The organism is Arthrobacter sp. 10T44 (assembly GCF_056393885.1).
Map to the genome: position 1 here is coordinate 187,696 of NZ_JBFTGT010000007.1, position 21,419 is coordinate 209,114.

Below are 21,419 nucleotides of genomic sequence, written 5' to 3' on the forward strand. Positions count from 1 at the left end.
GGAGTCGCCAGCGTCGGATCCGGCCGCGCCTGATGGGGCCCCGCCGGCTGTGGCAGAGGTGGGTGCTTCGGTCACGGCTGCTCCTCGTATTCTTCGCTCAGCTTGTCGCTGCTCCAGTCCGGGTCGTCGGCGGTCCAGTGCACGGACAGCTCGCCGAGGGGAAGCAGTTGGTCGAAGCCCACTGCCTTGTCCCGGAACATTTCCAGCAGCGCGAGGAACCGGGCCACCACTACGAGGGTGGACTCGGCGTCGGCGATCAGGGCCCGGAAGGTGAGTGCCTTGCCAAGACGCAGGCGGTGGCCGATGATTTCGGCCTGCTCCTTCACGCTTACCGGCGTGCCATGCAGGTGTTCGAGGCCCACTTCGGTGGGGGCTGCTTCCTTGGGCTTCAGGGCCGCTTCGGCCAGAGCCGCGAACTGCTGCGGGGTGTGCTTCCAGACCAGCTCGGGCAGGAGGGCGGCGAACTGGCCCTCCAGGGCGACCTGCCGCGGGTAGCGCCGGCCCTCCAGCTCCAGCGTCGAGCCGATCAGTCCGGCAACCTGCTTGAAGGCCTTGTACTGGAGCAACCGGGCGAAGAGCAGGTCGCGGGCTTCGAGCAGCGCGATGTCCTCGTCGTCCTCGACCTCGCCGGCGGGCAGCAGCCTGGCCGCCTTGAGGTCCAGCAAGGTGGCGGCGATGACCAGGAATTCGCTGGCCTCGTCCAGGGCCCAGTCCTCCCCCAGCCGTTGCAGCCCCTTGATGTATTTGATGAACTCGTCGGTGACCGTGGCCAGCGCCACCTCGGTGATGTCCAGCTGGTGCTTGGAGATCAGGCCCAGCAGCAGGTCGAAAGGGCCGGTGAAGTTGGCCAGCCGGACCTCGAATCCGGGCTTCTTCCCGGGCGGCGACAGCTCTGCCGTCGCGGTTCCCGTCACCGCCATAGCCCTGGTTAGGGCGCGCCGCCGCGCGAAATCAGCTCTTTGGCCAGGCGGCGGTAGGCGTCGGCACCGGCGTGGTTGCCGGCGTAGCTGGTAATCGGCTCGGCAGCCACGGTGGCGTCGGCGAACTTGATGGAGCGCTTGATCACGGTCTCGAAGACCTTGTCCCCGAAGGCCTCCACCAGCCGGGCGATGACCTCGCGGCCGTGCAGGGTGCGGGAGTCGTACATGGTGGCGAGGACGCCGTCGACCTGCAGGCGGGGGTTCAGCCGGTCCTGGACCTTGTCGATCGTCTCGACCAGCAGCGCCACGGCGCGCAGGGCGAAGAATTCACAGATCAGCGGGATGATGACGCCGTGCGCCGCGGTCAGCGCGTTGACCGTGAGCAGCCCGAGCGAGGGCTGGCAGTCGATCAGGACAACGTCGTAGTCGTCTTCGACCTTTTTCAGGGCCCGGTCCAGGACCTGTTCACGGGCGACCTCGTTCACGAGCTGGACTTCCGCAGCGGAGAGGTCGATGTTGGCCGGCAGCAGGTCCACATTTTCGACGCCGGTCTTCTGGATGGCGTCGCGGATGTCGACCTTGCGGTCCATCAGCACGTTGTAGACCGTGAGGTCCAGCTCGTGCGGATTGGTGCCGAGGCCGGCAGAGAGGGCGCCCTGCGGGTCGAAGTCGACCAGCAGCACGCGGCGGCCGTATTCGGCCAGGGCAGCGGCCAGGTTGATGGTGGACGTGGTTTTGCCCACGCCGCCCTTCTGGTTGACCATGGCGATGACCCGGGCCGGGCCGTGGGATGACAGCGGCGCGGGCTCCGGAAAGTCGCGTTGGGGGCGCCCGGTGGGGCCCATGATGGCGTCTTCCAGGTCGAGTCCGGTGCCTTCCAGAGTGGCTGAACCCTGTTCGCTGCTCACGTATCTATCCACACTTTCGATGACGGTGATTTTCGTGCCTGACCCTGCCGGCTGCTTGTTGTGCTGACTGGCTCATGTTGCGGCCTCATCTTGCTTGCGGCCGCCCGGCAAGGATCGTTATTCCTCCCAAGGTTACAGCCCCCGACACGGTATTCGACGGACCTTGACAACCGCCGTTCCGCGCGCCTTGACCCTCTGGTAGAGGTCGAGGGTTGCCTGGCGCCGGGGCCCCGCCGCAAACGAAACCGCCCGGACGCGGGGTGCGCGTCCGGGCGATTTCAGTGCGTTCGGGCTGGTGCTCAGGCGTTGACCGGCACCGGCTGCGCGGCCTGGCCGGCTGGCTGGTCGGCGGCCACGTGCCCGGTGTGGCCGGCGATCATGGTCTGCTCGTCGAAGGGCTCGGCGCCGGAGAGGACACGCTCGACCTGTCCGCCGTCGATCTCCTTGACCCAGGTGCCGATCAGGACGGTCGCCACGGCGTTGCCGGTGAAGTTGGTCAGCGCGCGGGCCTCGGACATGAAGCGGTCGATGCCGACAATCATGCCCACGCCGCCAAGCAGTTCCGGACGGTGGGCCTGCAGGCCCGCTGCCAGGGTGGCGAGGCCGGCGCCGGTGACGCCGGCGGCGCCCTTGGAGGCGATGATCATGAAGATCAGCAGCGAGATCTGGGCGCCCAGGTCCAGCGGGGTGCCCATCGCGTTGGCGACGAACAGGGAGGCCATGGTCAGGTAGATGGCCGTGCCGTCGAGGTTGAAGGAGTAGCCGGTGGGGACCGTGACGCCGACGACGGGCTTGGAGACACCGAGGTGTTCCATCTTCGCGATCAGGCGGGGCAGGGCCGCTTCGGAGGAGGACGTGGAGAAGATCAGCAGGTATTCGCGGCCGAGGTAACGCATCAGGCGGAAGATGTTGACACCCGAGACGACCTGGAGCAGGCCGCCCAGGATCACGACGATGAACACCGCGCAGGTGATGTAGAAGGCGACCATGAGGGTGGCCATGCTGATGATGGCCTGCACGCCGGTGGCGCCGACGACGGCGGCGATCGCACCGAATGCGCCGACCGGGGCGAGCCACATGACCATGATCAGGATGCGGAACACGAGGGCCTGGCCGTGGCCGATGGCCTTCAGGATCGGGGTGCCCTGCGGGCCCATCTTCTGTAGCGCGAAGCCGACCAGGATGGCGGCGAGCAGGGTGGGCAGCACGGGGATGTCGCCCGGGATGATGCCGAGCAGGAAGTCGACGGTGCTGTCCGTGGCGGCCTTCTTGTTGGGATCGTACGGGGCGAGCTTGAGGCCCTCACCCGGGTGGATCAGGTTGCCGACGACGAGGCCGATGGCCAGCGCGAAGGTCGACATGACGATGAAGTAGCCGAGGGCCAGGCCGCCGACCTTGCCGACCGTGGCGGCCTTGGCGATCGAGCCGATGCCCAGCACGATGGTGCAGAAGATGACGGGGGCGATCATCATCTTGATGAGCTTGATGAAGCCGTCGCCGAGCGGCTTGAGGGACTTGCCGACCTCGGGGAAGATCAGGCCGACCAGGGCGCCGAGGACCACGGCGACAATGACTGCGATGTACAGGTAGTGGGACTTGTCCAGCCCCTTGCGCTTTTTGACCGGCGCCGCGGCGGTTGCCGCTGACTCTCCTCGTTGAGAGGCCATGGTGTTCTCCTTGGATAGGCTGGACTTCGATGCGGCTTGGGGTGCGCATCACGTCCGTTCTGCGTGTTTCTCCATCATTGGGGATGAAGTGACGCGCATCACCGTTGCGTTCATATTGGTCATGGAAGGTGCAGTTGATCCATCACTGGAGCATCGCCCGCAGGCTGTTTGTGGCCCACTTGCTGTTCATGCTGGCCCTGACCGCCGTCGTCGGCACGGCCACCTTCGTCGACGCCCGCGACCACGCCTACGAGGAAGCCGGCCGGCGGATGGCCGGGATCGCCACCGCGGTGGCAGACAACCCCCTGGTGCTGCAGGCGGCGAGCGCCCCCAATCCCTCGGCGAGGCTCCAGCCCTACGCCCTGGAGGTGATGCGGGACGCCCGCGCGGACTTCATCACGATCATGGCGCCGGACCGGACCCGGTGGACCCATCCCCGCAACGAGGAGCTGGGCAAGCCCTACATCGGCTCGATCGACGCGGCCCTGCGCGGCGAGGTCTTCACCGAGATCATGGCCGGCACACTCGGACCGTCCGTGCGGACGATCGCCCCGGTCAAGGACGCCGACGGCAAGGTCCGGGCCCTGGTGGCGGCGGGCGTGACGGTGGGGACGGTGGATGTCGCGTTTTCCGGCCGCCTGCCGGCGCTGCTCGCGATCGCAGTGGCCCTGCTGGCCGGCGGTTCGGTGGCCTCCTGGCTGCTGGGCCGCTACCTCCGCCGGGTTACCCGCGGCTGGGGCCCGGAGCAGCTGGCGCAGCTGTTCGCCTATTACGAGTCGGTGCTCCACTCGGTCCGCGAGGGGGTGATCCTGATTGACCCGAAGGGCAAGGTGGTGATGTACAACGACCAGGCGGCCGCGCTGCTCGGGGTGCCGCCCCGCGCCGTCGACGGCGGGTCCTCCGGCGGCCGCGGACCGGACGCGCCGTCGCTGGCGGAACTGCCGCTGGCCCCCAGCCTCAAGGAACTCTTCGAATCCGGCCGGACCGCCCAGGACGAAATCCACCTGACCGGCCCGCGTGTCCTGGTGGTGAACCAGGGCCCCGCGGTCGGGCCCCGCTCCGCCGCGGCCCGGCAGCGGCCGGCGGCCTCCGGTACCCCCATCTACGGCACGGTGGCCACCATCCGGGACCGCACCGAAATCGAGTCGCTCGGCAGCGAGTTGGAGACCATGCGGACGCTCTCCGACGCCCTCCGCGCCCAGACCCACGAACACGCCAACCGGCTGCACACCATCGTGTCCCTGATGGAACTGGGCCGCGGCAACGAGGCACTGGATTTCGCCACCAACGACCTGGAGCTGAGCCAGCGGCTGACCGATGACCTGGTCAGCTCCCTCGAGGAGCCGGTGCTCGGCGCCCTGGTCATGGGCAAGGCCGCCGAGGCGCACGAACGCGGCGTCGAACTCATCCTCACCACCGACGGCTCCACGGCGGTCACCGGACTGGCCGTCCAGGATCTCGTTGCCATCCTCGGCAACCTGCTCGACAACGCGATCGACGCCGCGGCCGATGCGCCACCGCCGCGCCTCGTGGAGCTGAGTGTCTCCTCGGCGGGCGGAGCCCTGGAGATCACGGTGGAGGACAGCGGCCCCGGCATCGATCCGGACGCCGTGGAGGATGTTTTCCGGCACGGCTTCAGCACCAAGGCTCCGGGTCCCTTCGGGCGCGGCCTCGGGCTGGCCCTGGTCCGCCAGGCCGTGCAGCGCCTGGGCGGTAGCATGACAATCACCAGCCCGGCCGGGGCACTGTTCCGTGTCACCCTGCCGACGGCACCGGCTGCAGCGGCAGGCGCGGCGAGAGGCGCCACGGACGGCGCCAGGGAAGAACCAGCCGGGACAGCAGAGGAACAGCAATGAGCGATATCCGCGTACTCGTCGTCGAGGACGAGCCGATCGCCGCGGCCGCCCACGCCGCGTACATCGGCCGGCTCGAGGGCTTCACCCTGGCCGGGTCTGCCCCGGACGGGCAGTCCGCCCTGCGCCTGATGACGGACCTGTCAGCCGCCGGGCAGCCCGTGGAACTGGTCTTGCTGGACATGAACCTGCCGGACCTGCACGGGCTGGACATCGCCCGCCGGATGCGTGCCGCCGGCCTCTTTGCGGACATCATCGCGATCACGGCGGTGCGGGAGCTGAACATCGTCCGCAGCGCCGTGGCAACCGGCGTCGTGCAGTACCTGATCAAGCCGTTCACCTACGCCACGTTCGCGGACAAGCTGAGCAGCTACCGGCAGTTCCGTGAACAGCTGGCCTCCCCCGGCCCGGGCGGTACCGGCGCCGGGGCGTCCCAGAGTGAAGTGGACCAGGCCTTCGCCAGCCTGCGGGCGCCCTCCGAACTGCCGCTGCCCAAGGGCCTGTCCGCCTCGACACTGGATTCCGTGCAGGACTTCATGAAGCTGCAGGCCGGTGCGGTGTCGGCCAGCGAGGTGATGGAAGCACTGGGCATGTCCCGCGTCACGGCCCGCCGCTACCTCGAGTACCTCGCGGACGCCGGTACGGTGTCACGCACCGCACGCTACGGCGCCCCCGGCCGGCCGGAGAACGAGTACCGCTGGAGCCGGCCGGCGTCGTAGCCCTACACCTGGCCCCATGCCTCTCCCCCGCGGCGCCAGCTCACCCAACTGGCGGACTAGGACGCCGTTGACGGGCGGGTGCCCACGGCGCCGGGCCGCAGCGTCTCCAGGAGCTGGTCGATCACGCCGGCGTCCTCGATCGTGGAGGGCACCACATAGTCGTCGCCGTCGGCGATTTGGCGCATGGTCTTGCGCAGGATCTTTCCGGAGCGGGTCTTCGGCAGGGCCTCCACGACCGTGACGTGCTTGAAATCCGCCACGGCGCCAATGTCGCGCCGGACCAGGGCGATCAGGTCCTTGACCAGGATCTCCTCCGGCACGTCCACCCCCGATTTGAGGACCACGTAGCCGCTGGGGCGTTGGCCCTTGAGGGGGTCCGCGAGTCCGATCACAGCGCATTCGGCGACGGCCGGGTGCTGGCCGATCACCTGTTCCATGGCGCCGGTGGAGAGCCTGTGCCCGGCGACGTTGATGATGTCGTCGGTCCGGCCCATCACGAAGAGGTAGCCGTCCTCGTCCTGGTAACCGGAGTCGCCGGTGGCGTAGCAGCCCTCGAAGGCCTGCAGGTAGGAGGAGATGTAGCGTTCGTCGTTGCGCCAGAGCGTGGTCAGCGTGCCCGGCGGCAGGGGCAGTCCCAGGACGATGTTCCCCTCGGTGCCGGGTTCCACCTCGTCGCCCGCGCCGTCCAGGATCCGCAGCCTGAAGCCGGGCATCGGAACGCTGGGCGAACCGGCCTTGATCGGCAGCCCGTCCAGGCCGCGAGGGTTGGCGCAGATGGCCCAGCCGGTCTCGGTCTGCCACCAGTGGTCCACCACGGGCACGCCGAGGACGCGGGACGCCCAGTGGAACGTGTCCGTGTCCAGCCGCTCGCCCGCCGCAAACAGGGTGCGCAGGCTGGAGATGTCGTATTCTTCGAGCAGCTTCGCCTCGGGGTCGGCCTTCCGGATGGCCCGCAACGCGGTAGGGGCGGTAAACAGCACGTTGACCTTGTGGTCCTGGATGACCCGCCAGAACGCGCCCGCGTCCGGGGTGCCCACCGGCTTGCCTTCATAGATCACGGTGGTGGCGCCGGCCAGCAGCGGCCCGTAAACAATATACGAGTGCCCCACCACCCAGCCGACGTCGGAGGCAGTCCACATGACGTCGCCGGGGCCGACGTCGTAGATATTCTCCAGCGTCCAGCTCAGGGCGACGGCGTGGCCCCCGTTGTCCCGCACCACGCCCTTGGGTGACCCGGTGGTGCCCGAGGTGTAGAGGATGTAGAGGGGGTCCGTGGCTGCGACGTCGACCGGGGCGGCGGGCTCGGCGGACGCCATCGCCGTGTCCCAGTCCAGCCAACCGGCGTGGTCTGCAGCGGACGCGGTGAAGCCTTCCCGTGCCTTGACCAGCACGGGGGTCTCCGGCGCGCCGGCCAGTTCCAGCGCTTCGGCGACGGCCGGGAGGTACTCGATCCGCCGCGAGGGCTCGATTCCGCCGGAGGCGGTGACCACGGCGGCGGGGTCGGCGTCCCGGATGCGGGCGGCGAGTTCCTTAGGCGCGAAACCGCCGAAGACCACCGAGTGGATCGCGCCGAGCCGGGCGGTTGCCAGCATGGCGATGGCGGCCTCCGGGATCATCGGCATGTAGATCACCACACGGTCGCCCTTGCCGACGCCGTGGCTGCGCAGCACCCCGGCGAAGCGGGCGACGAGGTCGGTGAGCTCGGCGTAGCTGAAGCGCTGCTGCGTGCCCAGCATGGCGGAGTCGTAGATCAGGGCGTCCTGGCCGCCGCGGCCCTCCGCCACGTGGCGGTCCAGGGCGTTGTAGCAGGTGTTCAGCACGCCGTCGGGAAACCAGCTGTAAAGCGGCGCGCGGCTGGAGTCGAGGGCCCGGCCCGGCGGCGTGCTCCAGTCGATCTTCCCGGCGGCCTCAAGCCAGAAGTCCTCCGGCTGCTCAACGCTGCGCTGGTAACTGTCCCGGTAGCTCTTGGTGACCATGAAGTAATCCCGTCCACGACGTTGTGATGCAGCTCATGGTAGCCCTGCTGGGGTCCTTCCACAAGGGCTGTGTATACAGCGGACACTTGGATCTGGCTCTTTTTGCTGATTAGGGCCGGAAAGTGTGGGCTATTCTGCCGATTGTGTATACACTGAACGGGTCAGCCGAGGAAGGAGACCATCATGCGCGCCAGTGACAAGGCCTACGCCGCCCTGCGCGACGACATCATCGAGTGGCGTCTCCTGCCGGGAACAGTCCTCGCCGAAGTCGAACAGTCCGAGCGGCTCGGCATCTCGCGGACCCCGCTGCGCGAGGCCCTCAGCCGGCTCAGCGCGGAAGGGCTGACGACGACGGCGGGCGGCCGCGGCGTCGTCGTTACCGACATTTCCCTCGAGGACATTGACGAACTCTTCGAACTGCGCGAAACCCTCGAGGGCAGGGCCGCGGCGCTGGCCGCCGAGCGCGGCGATGCGGCGACATTCGAGCAACTGCGTCGCGAGCTCCTGCGAGCGCCGGAGCTGATCAATGGCACAGACCCCGCACGCCATGACTACTACAGCCTGGTCGGGCGGCTCGACGCGGCCATCGACGCCGCTATTTCCAACTCCTACCTGGTCCAGGCCATGCGCAGCCTGCGCGTTCACCTGGTCCGGGTGCGCCGGCTGGCGGCCGACGACGCCGAGCGCCTCACCGCAGCGGCCGCCGAGCACGCCACCATTGCCGAAGCCATCGCCGCCGGCAACCCGCGGCTCGCCGAGGCCGCCACCACGCTGCATCTGCACCGAAGCCTTTCCCACGTCAAAGCCACCCACGTACCTCACTAGAAGGAGCACCATGGTTAAGGAACACCACGTCCGCGTTTACAAGAGCGAGGAAAACCTGGCCCGCGAGGACCAGCTCGCCTACAAGATCGCCAAGGTCGCCGCGGATCCCGTCGCCGTCTCCGACGAGGTCACCGACATGGTGATCAACCGCGTCATCGACAATGCTTCGGTGGCCATCGCTTCCCTGAACCGCGCCCCGATCGTCGCCGCCCGCGCCCAGGCACTCACCCACGGTCCCAGCACCGGCGGCAAGGGCTCGAAGGTGTTCGGCATCGAGGAGCGCGTGGCTCCGGAATGGGCGGCCTGGGCCAACGGCGTCGCCGTCCGCGAACTCGACTACCACGACACGTTCCTGGCCGCGGACTACTCCCACCCGGGCGACAACATCCCGCCGATCCTCGCCGTCGCCCAGCACGTCGGTTCCAGCGGCAAGGACCTGATCCGCGGCATCGCCACCGGCTACGAGATCCAGGTCAACCTGGTCAAGGCCATCTGCCTGCACAAGCACAAGATCGACCACGTAGCGCACCTGGGCCCCTCCGCCGCCGCCGGCATCGGCACCCTGCTGGGCCTCGACGTCGAGACCATCTTCCAGTCCATCGGCCAGGCGCTGCACACCACCACCGCCACCCGCCAGTCCCGCAAGGGCGAGATCTCCACCTGGAAGGCCCACGCCCCCGCGTTTGCCGGCAAGATGGCTGTTGAATCCGCCGACCGTGCCATGCGCGGCCAGACCTCCCCGGTGCCGATCTACGAAGGTGAAGACGGCGTCATCGCCTGGATGCTCGATGGCCCCGACGCCAACTACACGGTGCCGCTGCCCGAGGACGGCGAAGCCAAGCGCGCCATCATGGACACCTACACCAAGGAACACTCCGCCGAGTACCAGGCACAGGCGTGGATTGACCTGGCCCGCAAGCTGCACGGCGAGCACCCCGAGGTCACCGACCCGGCCAACGTCGAGTCCGTGCTGATCAAGACCAGCCACCACACGCACTACGTGATCGGTTCCGGCGCCAACGACCCGCAGAAGTACAGCCCCACGGCAAGCCGGGAAACCCTGGACCACTCCATTCCGTACATCTTCACGGTGGCCCTGCAGGACGGGGCCTGGCACCACGTCGATTCCTACGCCCCGGAGCGCGCAGGCCGCCCGGACACGGTGGAGCTGTGGCACAAGGTGACCACGGTCGAGGATCCGGAATGGACCCGCCGCTACCACTCGCTGGACATCGCGGAGAAGGCCTTCGGCGGCTCCGTGGAGATCACGCTCAAGGACGGCACCGTCATCACCGACCAGATCGCCGTCGCCGACGCGCACCCGCTGGGCGCCCGGCCGTTCGCCCGCGAGCAGTACGTCAACAAGTTCCGCACCCTCGCCGCCGGCCTCGTGGCCGAGGACGAGATCGAGCGCTTCCTGGCCGCCGCCGCGCGGCTTCCCGAACTCGCCGCCGGCGAGCTCGACCAGCTCAACATCAAGGCAGCCGACGGCGTGATCGACCTGGCAGCCGCCCCGAAGGGACTCTTCTAATGCTGTATTCGAAGACCACGCCGGAGCAGAAGCGGATCCGGTTCCGGGAGCTGCTTGCTTCCGGGACAATCCAGCAGTTCCCGGGTGCGTTCAACCCGCTCTCGGCCCGGCTGATCGAGGAAAAGGGATTCGCCGGGGTGTACATCTCCGGCGCCGTCCTCGCCAATGACCTCGGCCTGCCGGACATCGGCTTGACCACGCTCACCGAGGTGGCCACCCGGGCCGGGCAGATCGCCCGGATGACGGACCTGCCCTCGATCGTCGACGCCGATACCGGTTTCGGCGAGCCGATGAACGTCGCACGCACCATCCAGGAGCTCGAGAACGCGGGCCTGGCCGGCTGCCACATCGAGGACCAGTTCAACCCGAAGCGCTGCGGCCACCTCGACGGCAAGAACGTTGTGGACCTCGACACCGCGACCAAGCGGATCCGGGCCGCGGCCGACGCCCGGCGGGATCCCAACTTCCTGATCATGGCCCGGACCGACATCCGGGCCACCGATGGGCTCGAGGCGGCGCAGCAGCGGGCCAAGGCCCTCGTGGAAGCCGGCGCTGACGCGATCTTCCCGGAAGCCATGAAGGACCTCAGCGAGTTCCAGGCCATCCGCGACGCCGTCGACGTGCCGATTCTGGCCAACATGACCGAGTTCGGCAAGAGCGCGCTGTTCACGGTCGACGAGCTGGCCGGCGTCGGCGTCAACATGGTCATCTACCCGGTAACGCTGCTCCGTAGTGCCATGGGCGCTGCTGAGCGTACTCTGGAATCGATCAAATCCGACGGCACCCAGGAGGCACAGGTTTCGAGCATGCTGACCCGTGCGCGTCTCTACGACCTCGTCGACTACGAGGCGTACAACCGCTTTGACACCGGGGTCTTCAATTTCCAGATCCCCGGCATCTGACACCCCCACCGGACTGCCGGCCCCGGCCGGTCAACAGGCGTTAGGAACAAAGGAGTTTCAGCATGGCTGAAAATGAGATCAAAAAGGGCCTTGCCGGCGTCGTGGTGGACTACACCGCGGTGTCCAAGGTCAACCCGGACACCAATTCCCTGCTCTACCGCGGCTACCCCGTCCAGGAGCTGGCCGCCAAGTGCAGTTTCGAGGAAGTGGCCTACCTGCTCTGGAACGGCGAGCTGCCGACGCCGGAGCAGCTGGCGGAGTTCACCGCCGCCGAGCGCGCGGGACGTGCCCTGGATCCGGTCGTCAAGCAGGTCATCGACGCGCTGCCGATCACCTCGCACCCCATGGACGTCTGCCGCACCGCGGCGTCGGTGATGGGCGCCCGGCACCCGCTCGCCGAGGACTCCTCGCGGGAGGCCAACATGGCCAAGGCCGTGGACCTCTTCGCCGCCATGCCGGCGGTGGTGGCCTACGACCAGCGCCGTCGCCACGGGCAGGCAGCGGTGGAGCCCCGTGACGACCTGGGCTATTCCGCCAACTTCCTATGGATGTCCTTCGGCGAGGAGCCGGTCCAGGAAGTAGTGGAGGCCTTCAATGTCTCGATGATCCTGTACGCCGAGCACTCCTTCAACGCCTCGACCTTCACGGCGCGGGTAATCACCTCCACGCTCTCGGACCTGCACTCGGCCGTGACCGGCGCCATCGGGGCGCTGAAGGGGCCGCTGCACGGCGGCGCGAACGAGGCGGTCATGCACACCTTCGACGAGATCGGCATCCGGCAGGAGGAGTCGCTCGACGAGGCTGCGGTCCGGGCGAAGGCCTGGATGGAAGATGCCCTGGCGCACAAGAAGAAGGTCATGGGCTTCGGCCACCGTGTGTACAAGCACGGCGACTCCCGGGTTCCCACCATGAAGGCGGCCCTGGACAAGATGATCGCGCACTACGGCCGTCCGGAGCTGCTGGGGCTCTACAACGGACTCGAGGCCGCGATGGACGAGGCGAAGGCGATCAAGCCGAACCTCGACTACCCGGCCGGACCGACGTACCACCTGATGGGATTCGACACCCCCACCTTCACTCCGCTGTTCGTCGCCAGCCGGATCACCGGCTGGACCGCGCACATCATGGAGCAGCTGGACTCGAACTCGCTGATCCGCCCGCTGAGCGAATACAACGGTGTCGAGGAACGGCACGTGCCGTAGACAGCATGACTTAGCCAGTGCGAGCAACAAAAAAGCGCGGGCCGCCCACCTCCTGGAGGTGGACGGCCCGCGCTTTTTGTGGCTAGCCCTGCATCCTCAGGCTGAGGATCATGGCCTTGAGCTTCTTGTACTCCGGGCTCCGCATAAAGTCCTTGGCCTCCGCCAGCGAGTTGAAGATGGGGTCATCGTTCCTCTGGCTTTGGAAGGTGCGGTCGGCAAAGGACAGGGTGCCCTTGGGCGCACCGGACACGAAGGAGAACATCTTGCAGCTGTCCTTCACTTGCCCGGTCACATTGTCGACCAGTCCAACCTGGTAGTCGAAGGCGCCGCCGTCCGCCCGCATATCCAGGACGCGGTAGGAAAACCGCACTCCACTGGCCTGGGCCCACGGCGTGTCCAGGGCCGGCGCTGTGTCGAGTTCCGTCATTTTGTACGGACCCGGACCGCAGGCGCCGCCGACTGCACCAGTGGCGCCGTGGTAAAGCTCGGCCACCTGCATCCTGGCTTCGTTGAAGACGATGATTTTGGTCCCCGGGAACTCGGCGGGCCGGTCCGTGGATTCCTCTACCGTCCAACGGTCAGGCAAGGTGAACGAGACCCCGGCCGAAGCGCTGACGTAACGCCCGTTGGTGACTCCGCTGACCGTCCCGTCCGTTGCGGGCGCTGTGGTTGCCGACGGCGTCGCGGATTCCGACGCCGTGGCGGTGGGCGACGGTTCCGTCGTGACGGTAGCGGATTCGGTCGGCGTGGATACTGCCGCCGTCGAGGCCGCAGCGGGGGCCGGGTCGGCGGGCCGCATATTGCCGGCGACGGCGACGCCCCCGGCAACGGCCGCCAGCGCGACGATAACGACGGCAGCCGCCAGCGGCCAGCGGCGGCGTGTACCGTTTACGGCCGGCTGTTCGTCGTCGTAGGACTCCCCGCCCGTAAGGTCGTGCTTGCTTGAATCCATGCCTTGCCCCCAATGTGGTCCGTGTGCCGCTTGCCGGCGAGCGAAGGAAGTGCCTGGATCGCCGCTGAGCAATGTTCGAAGCCTAGGCTACCGGCCCAGCCGCGGCATTCCCCGCACCGAGTTTCGAGTCGCGGAAATATTCGTCGCGGGCGCCGGGCCTCAGCCCTGCGCGGTCCTCTGCGTGGAGGGGTAGCGGATCGACGCCACCGTTTCGTTGTCCTCGTTGAGGACCACGACGACGTCGATGGTTTCGCCGGCCAGCGCCGGTGGTAGCCAGTGCCCGGCATCCTGCCACATGCGGTGCAACGGAAGCTCCCCGACGCCGAACCATTCGGGCGTTATTTCCGCGCTTTCGGCGGGTTCGCCGTTCCAGCGCCGGGTGGTGAAGAGCCGGCAGGCCATGTTCCATGCCGGCCGGGCGGGAAAGATGAACTCGACGTTGCCGGCGTGGACCAGGTCCTCCTGGAGCACCACGACACCGACCTCTTCCCAGACCTCGCGGACCACGGCCTCGGCGTCGCTCTCCCCCGGTTCGACGTGGCCGCCGACGCCGACGATCTTGCCGACGCCGAACCCGGTCCTTTTCAGGCCCAGCAGCACCTCCGCGCCGCCCGCCGTGTCGCGGAGCAGGAAGCAGAGGGTCACAGGTGTGAGGTTCATGTATTCCAGCCTAATAGCCGCCGGCACCGAAGTTACCCGGCCGCCGGGCCCTCGCCGACCAGCTTCGGCCGCAGTTTGACCGGAATTCCCTTGGCCGCGAATTCCTTGTCCATGGCCTGCTGCGCGGTGAGTCCCTGGTTGTTCGTCGCCTGGAACTCCCAGTTGAAGACGTAGGCCCACTCCTGCCGAACGTCACAGAGGAAACGGCCGTTTTGCAGCTTGGCAATCTTGTACCACGCGTTGCCGCCGTCGAGCTTGAGCGCCCGGACGCCATCATCGGAAATGGAGTAGGCGAGCCAACCGTCAGCACAGCCCAGCACGGTGTAATAAGCCTGCTCGGCGGCGGGGATCGCCTTGATGGCACGCGTCTGGTCATTGCGCTGCTGGTCGATATTGGACAGCGTGCACGCGACGCCGCCGGTGCTCAAAGCTGCGGCGCTCGTTGGAGCGGGAGCGGCTGTGGACGTGGGCGCCGTCGAGGTGGCCGAACTTGGTGAGGGGCCGGCAGGACTCGATGCGGGGCTTGCGGAGGCGGTCACCGTTGGGACCCCGGTCTGGGCAGGGCCGGGCGCCGATTGCGGCATCAGGTTCCCGCCGATCACCACTGCGGCAACGACAGCAGCAGCGGCCAGCACGGTTGCCGCCGCGGCCCGGACGGTTTTGCGTCGTGCCGGTGTCCGCCCTGCGGGTGTGCGCCCGGCCAGTTGGACAATGTTGGGATCCGTAGAAAAGACGGCAGAGCGGGCAGCATCGCTCCCCGGCGCCACGCCCGGTGCACCGACACGCGGCTTGGCGTCCTTCATGAGCTGTTCGATGCGGTCCATGGCTAGTCCTTCCGTTCGGTCATGAGATGGGTGGGCGCGGCCTTCGCGAAGGCCCGGCGTGCCCGGTGCAGTCGGACTGCAGCGGCGGACGGAGAACATCCCAGCGCCTGGGACAGTTCAGCGGTGCTCAGTTCGTCCCAGTAGCTGAGCATGAGGACCTCGCGATCCCGCTCCCTCAACCGCGCTAGAACGTCCGCTACGGCGGCGCGTTGTACAGTGTCCGGCCCTGGAACCTGGCTGCGGGCCTCATCTTCCAGCCGATCGACCAGTTCCTGGCGGCGACGGCGGCCCTTGTATTCGTTGCCGATCACGTTCCGGGCGGTCGCCAGCAGCCAGCCAATACCGGGTGGTTCCGGCAGCTGCTTTTCCCAGGCAATCCTGAAGACATCCGCAGCCAGTTCCTCGGCGCGGTGCCGGTCGCTGATCCGGCAGGCAATGTAGCGGTAGACCCGCACTGAATGTTGCGTGTGCAGGTCAATGAACGCTTGCTCTTTGGCAGCCAACATGGTGCTTCCCCCGGACATCGGATGACTTCTTCCTGAAGACTAAGTGTCCTGCGACGGGTTTTTTCTTACATCGGCCACTAAAAACATTCAGGAGCGGAAATTCTGGCAGGATGTCGTGATGCCCTTCACTTTGCGCGAACCCGCGCTGCCCGAGGCACTTGAGATCGCTGATCTGCACGTGGCCACGTGGCGGGAGACCTACTCACGCTTACTTCCTGAGGACTTCTTCACCGAGGAGCATGTCCGGAGCCGACACCAGATGTGGAACAGGGTCCTGGGGAACCCCCGCGTGGAATGGACTATCAGAATCGCGGAGAGCAGAGGACAGATCATCGGCTTCGCGTTCGCTGGTCCCAGCCTCGACGCGAAGGGCCAGGAACTCCCCCGCGACCGGCAGCTGTACAGCCTTTACGTGTTGGCGGAGCACCACGGCACCGGGGTGGGACAGGCCTTGATGGATGCGACCGTGGGCGATGGTGGGGCCATGCTGTGGGTCGCGAAGGACAATCCCCGTGCGGTGGCGTTCTATCGCCGCAACGGCTTCGATTTCGACGGTACGGAACAGAGGGACCCCGGGGCTCCAAAGATCGTCGACGCACGCATGGTGAGGTAGGGACCGTTAGTTGATTAGTCGATCAGGCCGGTTGGAGAAGGCGCCCTACCAGCGTGGTTCCCATCGCCGAGGACCAGTCCGGGTCGGTTGCTTCAACGGCAGGGATTTCGTGCCCGACCCTAAATTCATGCCAGTCCGGAAATTCATACCAGTCCGGGAGGGGATCCTCCGGCAGTTCCAGTCCAAGATGTTCGCCTGCACGATCCTCTGGAAACGGCGCGGGTACACTCCCGTATCCCGTATGCCCGGGCAGTCCTTGGTGGGACTGGATGTCCGACTCCGCAATGAGCGTCGGCAAGTGGGGTGGTTCCCAATCCTGGTGTTCGCTGGCGTAGTGCCGGCCGGTTGGTGAGGTCCAGCCAGGCGGGTGGTCTTGGCTGGCTTGGGTGGGTGCCCAGGCGGTGGTGTGTTTGAGGCGGTGGTGTTTGCGGCAGGGCTGGCCGAGGTTGTCGATCCCGGTGGTGCCGCCGTCGGCCCAGGCCAGGAGGTGGTCAGCGTCGTTGTCCAGGGACAGGTTGTTGCAGCCCGGGAACGGGCATTTGCCGTCACGCAGGCGCAGCCACTGCCGCAGGGCCTTCGGGACGCGGTAGCTGGTGCGGCCGATTTCTAGCGGGGCGCCGTCGCGCGGGTCGGTCAGGACCCGGTAGAACGAATCGGCGCCGCCCGCGACCAGGCGGCGGGCCATCGACGGCGGGATCGGTCCGTGCCCGTCCAGCATGGCAGGTTCGTCGGTGGCTCCAAGCAGGGAGAGGGCCGGGACCGTGATCAGGACCTGTGCCCGCGGCGCCGGGACATCCCCGGCCACAGCCTCGCCCCCGCCGCAGCCCGCTTCGCCGCCCCCGTTGCTCAGCAGCCAGGTGGCGGCAACGTCCGCGCGGAGCTGGCTCAGGGTCCGGACCTCCGAAGGGTTTTGCAGGGTCCGGGCCGCGCTGGTGATCCGCTCCCAGATACCGGCCGCCGTGTCGGCCGGAAGATACGCCGAAAGCCAGGCCATCCCGTCCCGGTCCGGGCAGTATTCGACCCGCCGGTCCCCCGAACTCTTGGTGTGGCGCGACTCTACGCTGACCGGGTGGTGGCGTTCGCGCCAGCTACGGGCCCTGGCCCGAAACCGGCCCGGCGCCAACTCCCCGGCTGGGCATCCACGCGCCGGATCTGGTGCCCCCGGGTCCAGGAAGTGGGTCTCCAGCGCCGCCGCCCCGGCCGGATCCAGGCCCTCGGCTTCGTCGACCATGATCCGGGCGTGCTGCCACGAGATCGTTCCAGCCTGCAAGGCTGCCAGGGTTAGAGGCAACGACGTCGTGAGTGCCCGGCTTTCGTGCAGGAGGGCTCCGGCGCTCCGTTCGCTCACGGAAAGCACACACGCGACCTCGGCTACCACGGCCATCTCCTGCGCCGTCGAATCCCGCGGCGTCGCCGCGGGCTGTGCCAGGGCTTCTGCGGCCTGCAGGTATGCCGCTGCGAGCCTGACCTTCAGTGCCTCTGTCCGGGCCTCCAGCCGGGCCACCTCGGCCAGACCGTCCAGGCAACCATCGACCACGGCCCGCAGCGGATCGGTATGCTCTTCGCCGTCACTTATGACGGCAGCCAGCGCAGCGACAGAGTCGGCAACGGCTGCCAGGGCCTCACCAGTCTGCGCGTTGAAAGCCACTCCGCTTTTCATACCCCCAGCCTACGAACGAGCACCGACATTATTGATGGCGGTGCGTCGCATCCTGCCGGCCGGCAAGCTGCCGGCCGCACGCCCGGCAGACCAAGCAGGCCAGGCGGATCAGGCAGGCCAGGCGGATCAGGCAGGGTAGACGGTCAGGTCGGGCAGTCGAGGCGGTTGCCTACCCCAGCGCTCTCGGATGCGCGGCGGCGTAGATCTCGCGCAGCGTGTCAGCGGTGACCAGGGTGTAGACCTGTGTGGTGGTTACGGACGCGTGGCCCAGCAGCTCTTGCACAACGCGGACATCGGCCCCGCCCTCGAGCAGGTGCGTGGCGAAGGAGTGCCGCAGGGTGTGGGGCGAAACGTCCTTGGTGATGTTGGCCTTCTCGGCCGCGGCTTTGAGGATGGTCCAGGCGCTTTGGCGGCTGATCCGGCCGCCCCGGGCGTTAAGGAAGAGGGCCGGGGTGCCTTTGCCCTTGGCGGCCAGCAGCGGCCGGCCGCGGACCAGGTAGGCGTCCAGGGCGCGTGCTCCGTAGGATCCCAGCGGCACCAAGCGCTCCTTGGAGCCCTTGCCGAACAGCCGGACAATCGCCGGGCCGGGCCCGTCGTCCCCTTGGAGCGAGATGTCGTCGACGTCGAGGCCCACGGCCTCGCTGATGCGCGCCCCGGTGGAATACAGGAACTCGAGCAGGGCGCGGTCGCGCAGTCCGGTCGCAGTGTCGGTTCCGGCCGCTTCCAGGATGCGGGTCACCTCATCGACCGTGATGGCCTTGGGCAGCCGCTTTCCGGGCATCGGCGGGTGCACATCGCTGGCCGGGTCGGCGGGCGTGACACCTTCCAGCGCCCAGAACTTGTGCAGCCCGCGAACCGCCACAACCGTGCGGGCGGCCGAGCGCACCCCGAGGGCGGAACCGCCATCGGACCCGTCGGAGAGCGCCTGCACGAAGCCGGTCACGTCGCGCCGGGTGATCTCCTCCGGGCGCTGGCGGCCGGCCCTGGCGAGGTGCCGGGCGTAGCGCGCCAGGTCGCGTCGGTAAGCGGAGAGGGTGTTCGCGGCCAGTCCGCGCTCAACCCCCATGTGCTGCAGGTAGTCGGTGATGGCGCGGTCGACGGCGGTCAGCGGACGGGCGGGCGCCGGCTTCGCCGCGGGCAAGGCCTCGGCAGGAGGTTCAGCGGCGGGAGGTTCGGCCGCCAGCAGTCCGGTCATCAGCGCTGGCTGGGGTGGGCCGGCCACGGCGCGTCGGCCGGGCGGAGTCCCCCAAACCCGTCGGCGCGGGCCGCGGCGGCGGCGAGGATTCCGACGACGGCGGAGGGGTTGTGCAGCCGTCCGTCCAGCACCGCCGAGACAGCCGCGTCGAGCGGGATCCAGTGCAGCTCGATTTCCGCTTCCTCGTCGGTGCGGACGTGCAGTTCGTGGCCGGGGACGTCGCTCAGGTCCCGGGCCAGGTAGATTCGGATGGCTTCGCTGGAGGAACCGGGTGAGTTGAAGAAGTCCGCCAGCACGTTCCACGTCCCGGCCACCAGGTCCGATTCCTCGGCGAGCTCCCGGGCTGCCCCGGCCACGAAGTCCTCGCCCTCGACGTCGAGCAGCCCGGCGGGGATTTCCCAAAGGGCCATGCCCACCGGGTGCCGGTACTGCTTGATCAGCAGGATCTCGCCGTCGTCGTTCATCGGCAACACGGCCACCGCACCGGGGTGGTCGATGTAATCACGGACCAGTGGCTCGCCGTCGTCGCTCAGCTGGAAACTGTCGCTGACAACGTCCCAGATCCGGCCTTCGTAGACCTTCTCGGAAGACAAAAGACGGCGCGGGCTCGGCTCATCCGAAACCTGCCGTGCAGCATTGGGGGTCTCAGACTTACCGGGCATCGCGCCGTCCTTTGATTCAGTTGGGAGTTACTTTGACTCTGCCGGAGTCGACTTGGCGGCCGCAGCCTTGCCAGTGGCAGCGGCAGGCTGGCCCGCGCCGTGCTGGCGGTCCAGGGCGGCCTTGACCAGCCCGGCGAACAGCGGGTGCGGGCGGGTGGGCCGCGAGCTCAGCTCGGGGTGCGCCTGCGTGGCCACGTAGTACGGGTGGACTTCACGGGGAAGCTCGACGTACTCGACCAGCTTGCCGTCCGGCGAAGTTCCGGAGAAGACGAGGCCCTGGGCAGCGATCTGCTCGCGGTACTTGTTGTTGACCTCGTAGCGGTGCCGGTGGCGTTCGCTGACCGTAGTGGTGCCGTAGGTCTCGGCGATGACCGACCCCTCGTCCAGCTTCGCCTCATACAGGCCCAGGCGCATGGTGCCGCCCAGGTCGCCCTTGCCGTCGACGATGTCGAGCTGCTCTTCCATCGTGGCGATGACCGGGTACTTGGAGTCCGGTTCGAACTCGGACGAGGAGGCGCCCTCCAGGCCGACCACGTTGCGGGCGTACTCGATCACCATGCACTGCAGGCCCAGGCACAGGCCCAGCACCGGGAGCTTGGTTTCGCGGGCGTACTTCAGGGCGCCGAGCTTGCCCTCAAGGCCGCGGATGCCGAAGCCGCCAGGGACGCAAATCGCGTCCACGCCGGCCAGGGACTTGACGGCACCGTCGTGGGTTTCGCACTCGTCCGAGGGGACCCAGCGGATCTTGACCTTGGTGTCGTTTGCGAAGCCGCCGGCACGCAGCGCTTCGGTCACGGACAGGTAGGCGTCCGGCAGGTCGATGTACTTGCCCACGAGGGCAATCTCAACCTCATGCTTGGGGTTGTGGACGGCTTCGAGGAGCTTGTCCCAGCTGGTCCAGTCGACGTCCTTGAACGGCAGGTCCAGGGCGCGGACGATGTAGGAGTCCAGGCCCTGGGAGTGCAGGGTCTTGGGGATGTCGTAGATGCTCGGTGCGTCCGGGCAGCCGATCACGGCGTCGATGTCGACGTCGCACATCCGGCCGATCTTGTCGCGCATGGCCTGCGGGACCTCGCGGTCGGAGCGGATCACGATCGCCTCGGGCTGGATACCGATGGAGCGCAGCGCAGCGACGGAGTGCTGCGTCGGCTTGGTCTTCAGTTCCTGCGAGGGCCCGATGTAGGGCACGAGGGAGACGTGCAGGAAGAACACGTTGTTCCGGCCGACGTCCTGGCGGACCTGGCGTGCGGACTCGAGGAACGGCTGGGATTCGATGTCGCCAACGGTGCCGCCGATTTCGGTGATGATGACGTCCGGAGCGTTCTTGCCCTCGGCGGGGAGCCGCATGCGGCGCTTGATCTCATCGGTGATGTGCGGGATGACCTGGACGGTGTCGCCGAGGTACTCGCCGCGGCGCTCCTTGGCAATGACCGTGGAGTACACCTGGCCGGTCGTGACGTTGGCCGAGCCCTCAAGGTTTTCATCGAGGAAGCGCTCGTAGTGGCCGATGTCGAGGTCCGTCTCGGCGCCGTCGTCGGTCACGAAGACCTCGCCGTGCTGGAAGGGATTCATCGTGCCCGGATCCACGTTCAGATAGGGATCGAGCTTTTGCATTGTTACAGACAGGCCGCGTGCCCGCAGGAGGTGACCGAGGCTCGAAGCCGTCAGTCCCTTACCGAGCGAGGACGCCACACCACCGGTTACGAAGATGTGTTTGGTCGTCTTGGACGAGCCCGAGAACCGGGAATTTACACGGGAATTTGATCGCTGCACCACGGAATTTGAGCCTATCATCAATTCGGCCGTCCTAGGGTCGATAAATCACCGCTGTGATGGTCATCCCA

The 21,419-nt window shown here is 67.6% G+C and carries 19 protein-coding genes; 7 read left to right on the plus strand and 12 right to left on the minus strand.

Annotated elements, in window-relative coordinates; all coding sequences use genetic code 11:
• Positions 1-71 precede the first annotated feature (71 nt).
• The 3 genes from AC1DBL_RS13225 to AC1DBL_RS13235 form a co-directional block, all read right to left on the minus strand.
• The gene (locus tag AC1DBL_RS13225; protein WP_476926287.1) at positions 72-914 is read right to left on the minus strand and encodes a segregation and condensation protein A; all 843 of its coding nucleotides are present in this window, start codon (positions 912-914) and stop codon (positions 72-74) included.
• Between the two features lie 14 nt (positions 915-928).
• The gene (locus AC1DBL_RS13230; RefSeq protein ID WP_441418907.1) at positions 929-1,828 is read right to left on the minus strand and encodes a ParA family protein; all 900 of its coding nucleotides are present in this window, start codon (positions 1,826-1,828) and stop codon (positions 929-931) included.
• A 299-nt stretch (positions 1,829-2,127) separates the two neighbouring features.
• Entirely contained in the window at positions 2,128-3,495 is a 1,368-nt protein-coding gene (locus tag AC1DBL_RS13235) for a cation:dicarboxylate symporter family transporter (protein ID WP_441418908.1), read from the minus strand.
• A gap of 134 nt (positions 3,496-3,629) precedes the next feature.
• Here AC1DBL_RS13235 and AC1DBL_RS13240 point away from each other — a divergent pair, with 134 nt between their 5' ends.
• A complete protein-coding gene (locus AC1DBL_RS13240) occupies positions 3,630-5,351 on the plus strand; it encodes a sensor histidine kinase (protein ID WP_476926300.1) in 1,722 nt (573 codons plus the stop codon).
• Positions 5,348-6,067 carry a response regulator gene (locus tag AC1DBL_RS13245; protein ID WP_476926288.1) on the plus strand — a complete coding sequence of 240 codons (720 nt, stop codon included), beginning with the start codon at positions 5,348-5,350 and terminating at the stop codon, positions 6,065-6,067. The genes AC1DBL_RS13240 and AC1DBL_RS13245 overlap by 4 nt, the downstream gene beginning before the upstream one ends.
• 56 nt (positions 6,068-6,123) lie before the next feature.
• Here AC1DBL_RS13245 and AC1DBL_RS13250 read toward each other — a convergent pair whose 3' ends face one another.
• Positions 6,124-8,043, minus strand: a complete 1,920-nt coding sequence (locus AC1DBL_RS13250) for a propionyl-CoA synthetase (protein ID WP_476926289.1) — start codon at positions 8,041-8,043, stop codon at positions 6,124-6,126.
• A gap of 183 nt (positions 8,044-8,226) precedes the next feature.
• On the opposite strand from AC1DBL_RS13250, the gene AC1DBL_RS13255 reads away from it, so the two are divergent.
• The 4 genes from AC1DBL_RS13255 (at position 8,227) to AC1DBL_RS13270 (ending at position 12,503) form a co-directional block, all read left to right on the plus strand.
• Entirely contained in the window at positions 8,227-8,868 is a 642-nt protein-coding gene (locus tag AC1DBL_RS13255) for a GntR family transcriptional regulator (protein WP_441418912.1), read from the plus strand.
• Positions 8,869-8,878: 10 nt separating this feature from the next.
• Complete coding sequence (locus tag AC1DBL_RS13260; protein ID WP_476892770.1) at positions 8,879-10,399, plus strand: MmgE/PrpD family protein; 1,521 nt, start codon at positions 8,879-8,881, stop codon at positions 10,397-10,399.
• A complete protein-coding gene (prpB, locus tag AC1DBL_RS13265; RefSeq protein WP_441418914.1) occupies positions 10,399-11,301 on the plus strand; it encodes a methylisocitrate lyase in 903 nt (300 codons plus the stop codon). Before AC1DBL_RS13260 ends, prpB begins: the two co-directional genes overlap by 1 nt.
• A gap of 62 nt (positions 11,302-11,363) precedes the next feature.
• Positions 11,364-12,503, plus strand: coding sequence for a bifunctional 2-methylcitrate synthase/citrate synthase (locus AC1DBL_RS13270; RefSeq protein WP_441418915.1), 1,140 nt, complete (start codon positions 11,364-11,366; stop codon positions 12,501-12,503).
• An 82-nt stretch (positions 12,504-12,585) separates the two neighbouring features.
• Here AC1DBL_RS13270 and AC1DBL_RS13275 read toward each other — a convergent pair whose 3' ends face one another.
• From AC1DBL_RS13275 to AC1DBL_RS13290, 4 genes are all read right to left on the minus strand, one after another.
• Positions 12,586-13,455: a hypothetical protein gene (locus tag AC1DBL_RS13275; protein WP_441418916.1), complete on the minus strand. Its 870-nt coding sequence runs from the start codon at positions 13,453-13,455 to the stop codon at positions 12,586-12,588.
• A gap of 159 nt (positions 13,456-13,614) precedes the next feature.
• Positions 13,615-14,115 (minus strand): NUDIX domain-containing protein, encoded by a 501-nt coding sequence (locus AC1DBL_RS13280; protein ID WP_441418917.1) that lies wholly within the window; start codon positions 14,113-14,115, stop codon positions 13,615-13,617.
• Positions 14,116-14,147: 32 nt separating this feature from the next.
• Entirely contained in the window at positions 14,148-14,939 is a 792-nt protein-coding gene (locus tag AC1DBL_RS13285; protein ID WP_476917786.1) for a hypothetical protein, read from the minus strand.
• A 2-nt stretch (positions 14,940-14,941) separates the two neighbouring features.
• Positions 14,942-15,445 carry an RNA polymerase sigma factor gene (locus tag AC1DBL_RS13290; RefSeq protein WP_476926290.1) on the minus strand — a complete coding sequence of 168 codons (504 nt, stop codon included), beginning with the start codon at positions 15,443-15,445 and terminating at the stop codon, positions 14,942-14,944.
• A 118-nt stretch (positions 15,446-15,563) separates the two neighbouring features.
• On the opposite strand from AC1DBL_RS13290, the gene AC1DBL_RS13295 reads away from it, so the two are divergent.
• Positions 15,564-16,058, plus strand: coding sequence for an N-acetyltransferase family protein (locus tag AC1DBL_RS13295; protein ID WP_476917787.1), 495 nt, complete (start codon positions 15,564-15,566; stop codon positions 16,056-16,058).
• Positions 16,059-16,080: 22 nt separating this feature from the next.
• Here AC1DBL_RS13295 and AC1DBL_RS13300 read toward each other — a convergent pair whose 3' ends face one another.
• The 4 genes from AC1DBL_RS13300 to AC1DBL_RS13315 all read right to left on the minus strand — a co-directional run bounded on the left by AC1DBL_RS13300 (position 16,081) and on the right by AC1DBL_RS13315 (position 21,369).
• Positions 16,081-17,718 (minus strand): HNH endonuclease signature motif containing protein, encoded by a 1,638-nt coding sequence (locus tag AC1DBL_RS13300; RefSeq protein WP_476926291.1) that lies wholly within the window; start codon positions 17,716-17,718, stop codon positions 16,081-16,083.
• A 169-nt stretch (positions 17,719-17,887) separates the two neighbouring features.
• Positions 17,888-18,913: a site-specific tyrosine recombinase XerD gene (gene xerD / locus AC1DBL_RS13305; RefSeq protein WP_476926292.1), complete on the minus strand. Its 1,026-nt coding sequence runs from the start codon at positions 18,911-18,913 to the stop codon at positions 17,888-17,890.
• On the minus strand, positions 18,913-19,575 hold the full coding sequence (locus AC1DBL_RS13310; protein ID WP_476926293.1) for an NUDIX domain-containing protein: 663 nt from the start codon (positions 19,573-19,575) through the stop codon (positions 18,913-18,915). Before AC1DBL_RS13310 ends, xerD begins: the two co-directional genes overlap by 1 nt.
• A gap of 27 nt (positions 19,576-19,602) precedes the next feature.
• Positions 19,603-21,369: a CTP synthase gene (locus tag AC1DBL_RS13315; RefSeq protein WP_476926294.1), complete on the minus strand. Its 1,767-nt coding sequence runs from the start codon at positions 21,367-21,369 to the stop codon at positions 19,603-19,605.
• Between the last annotated feature and the right edge of the window lie 50 nt (positions 21,370-21,419).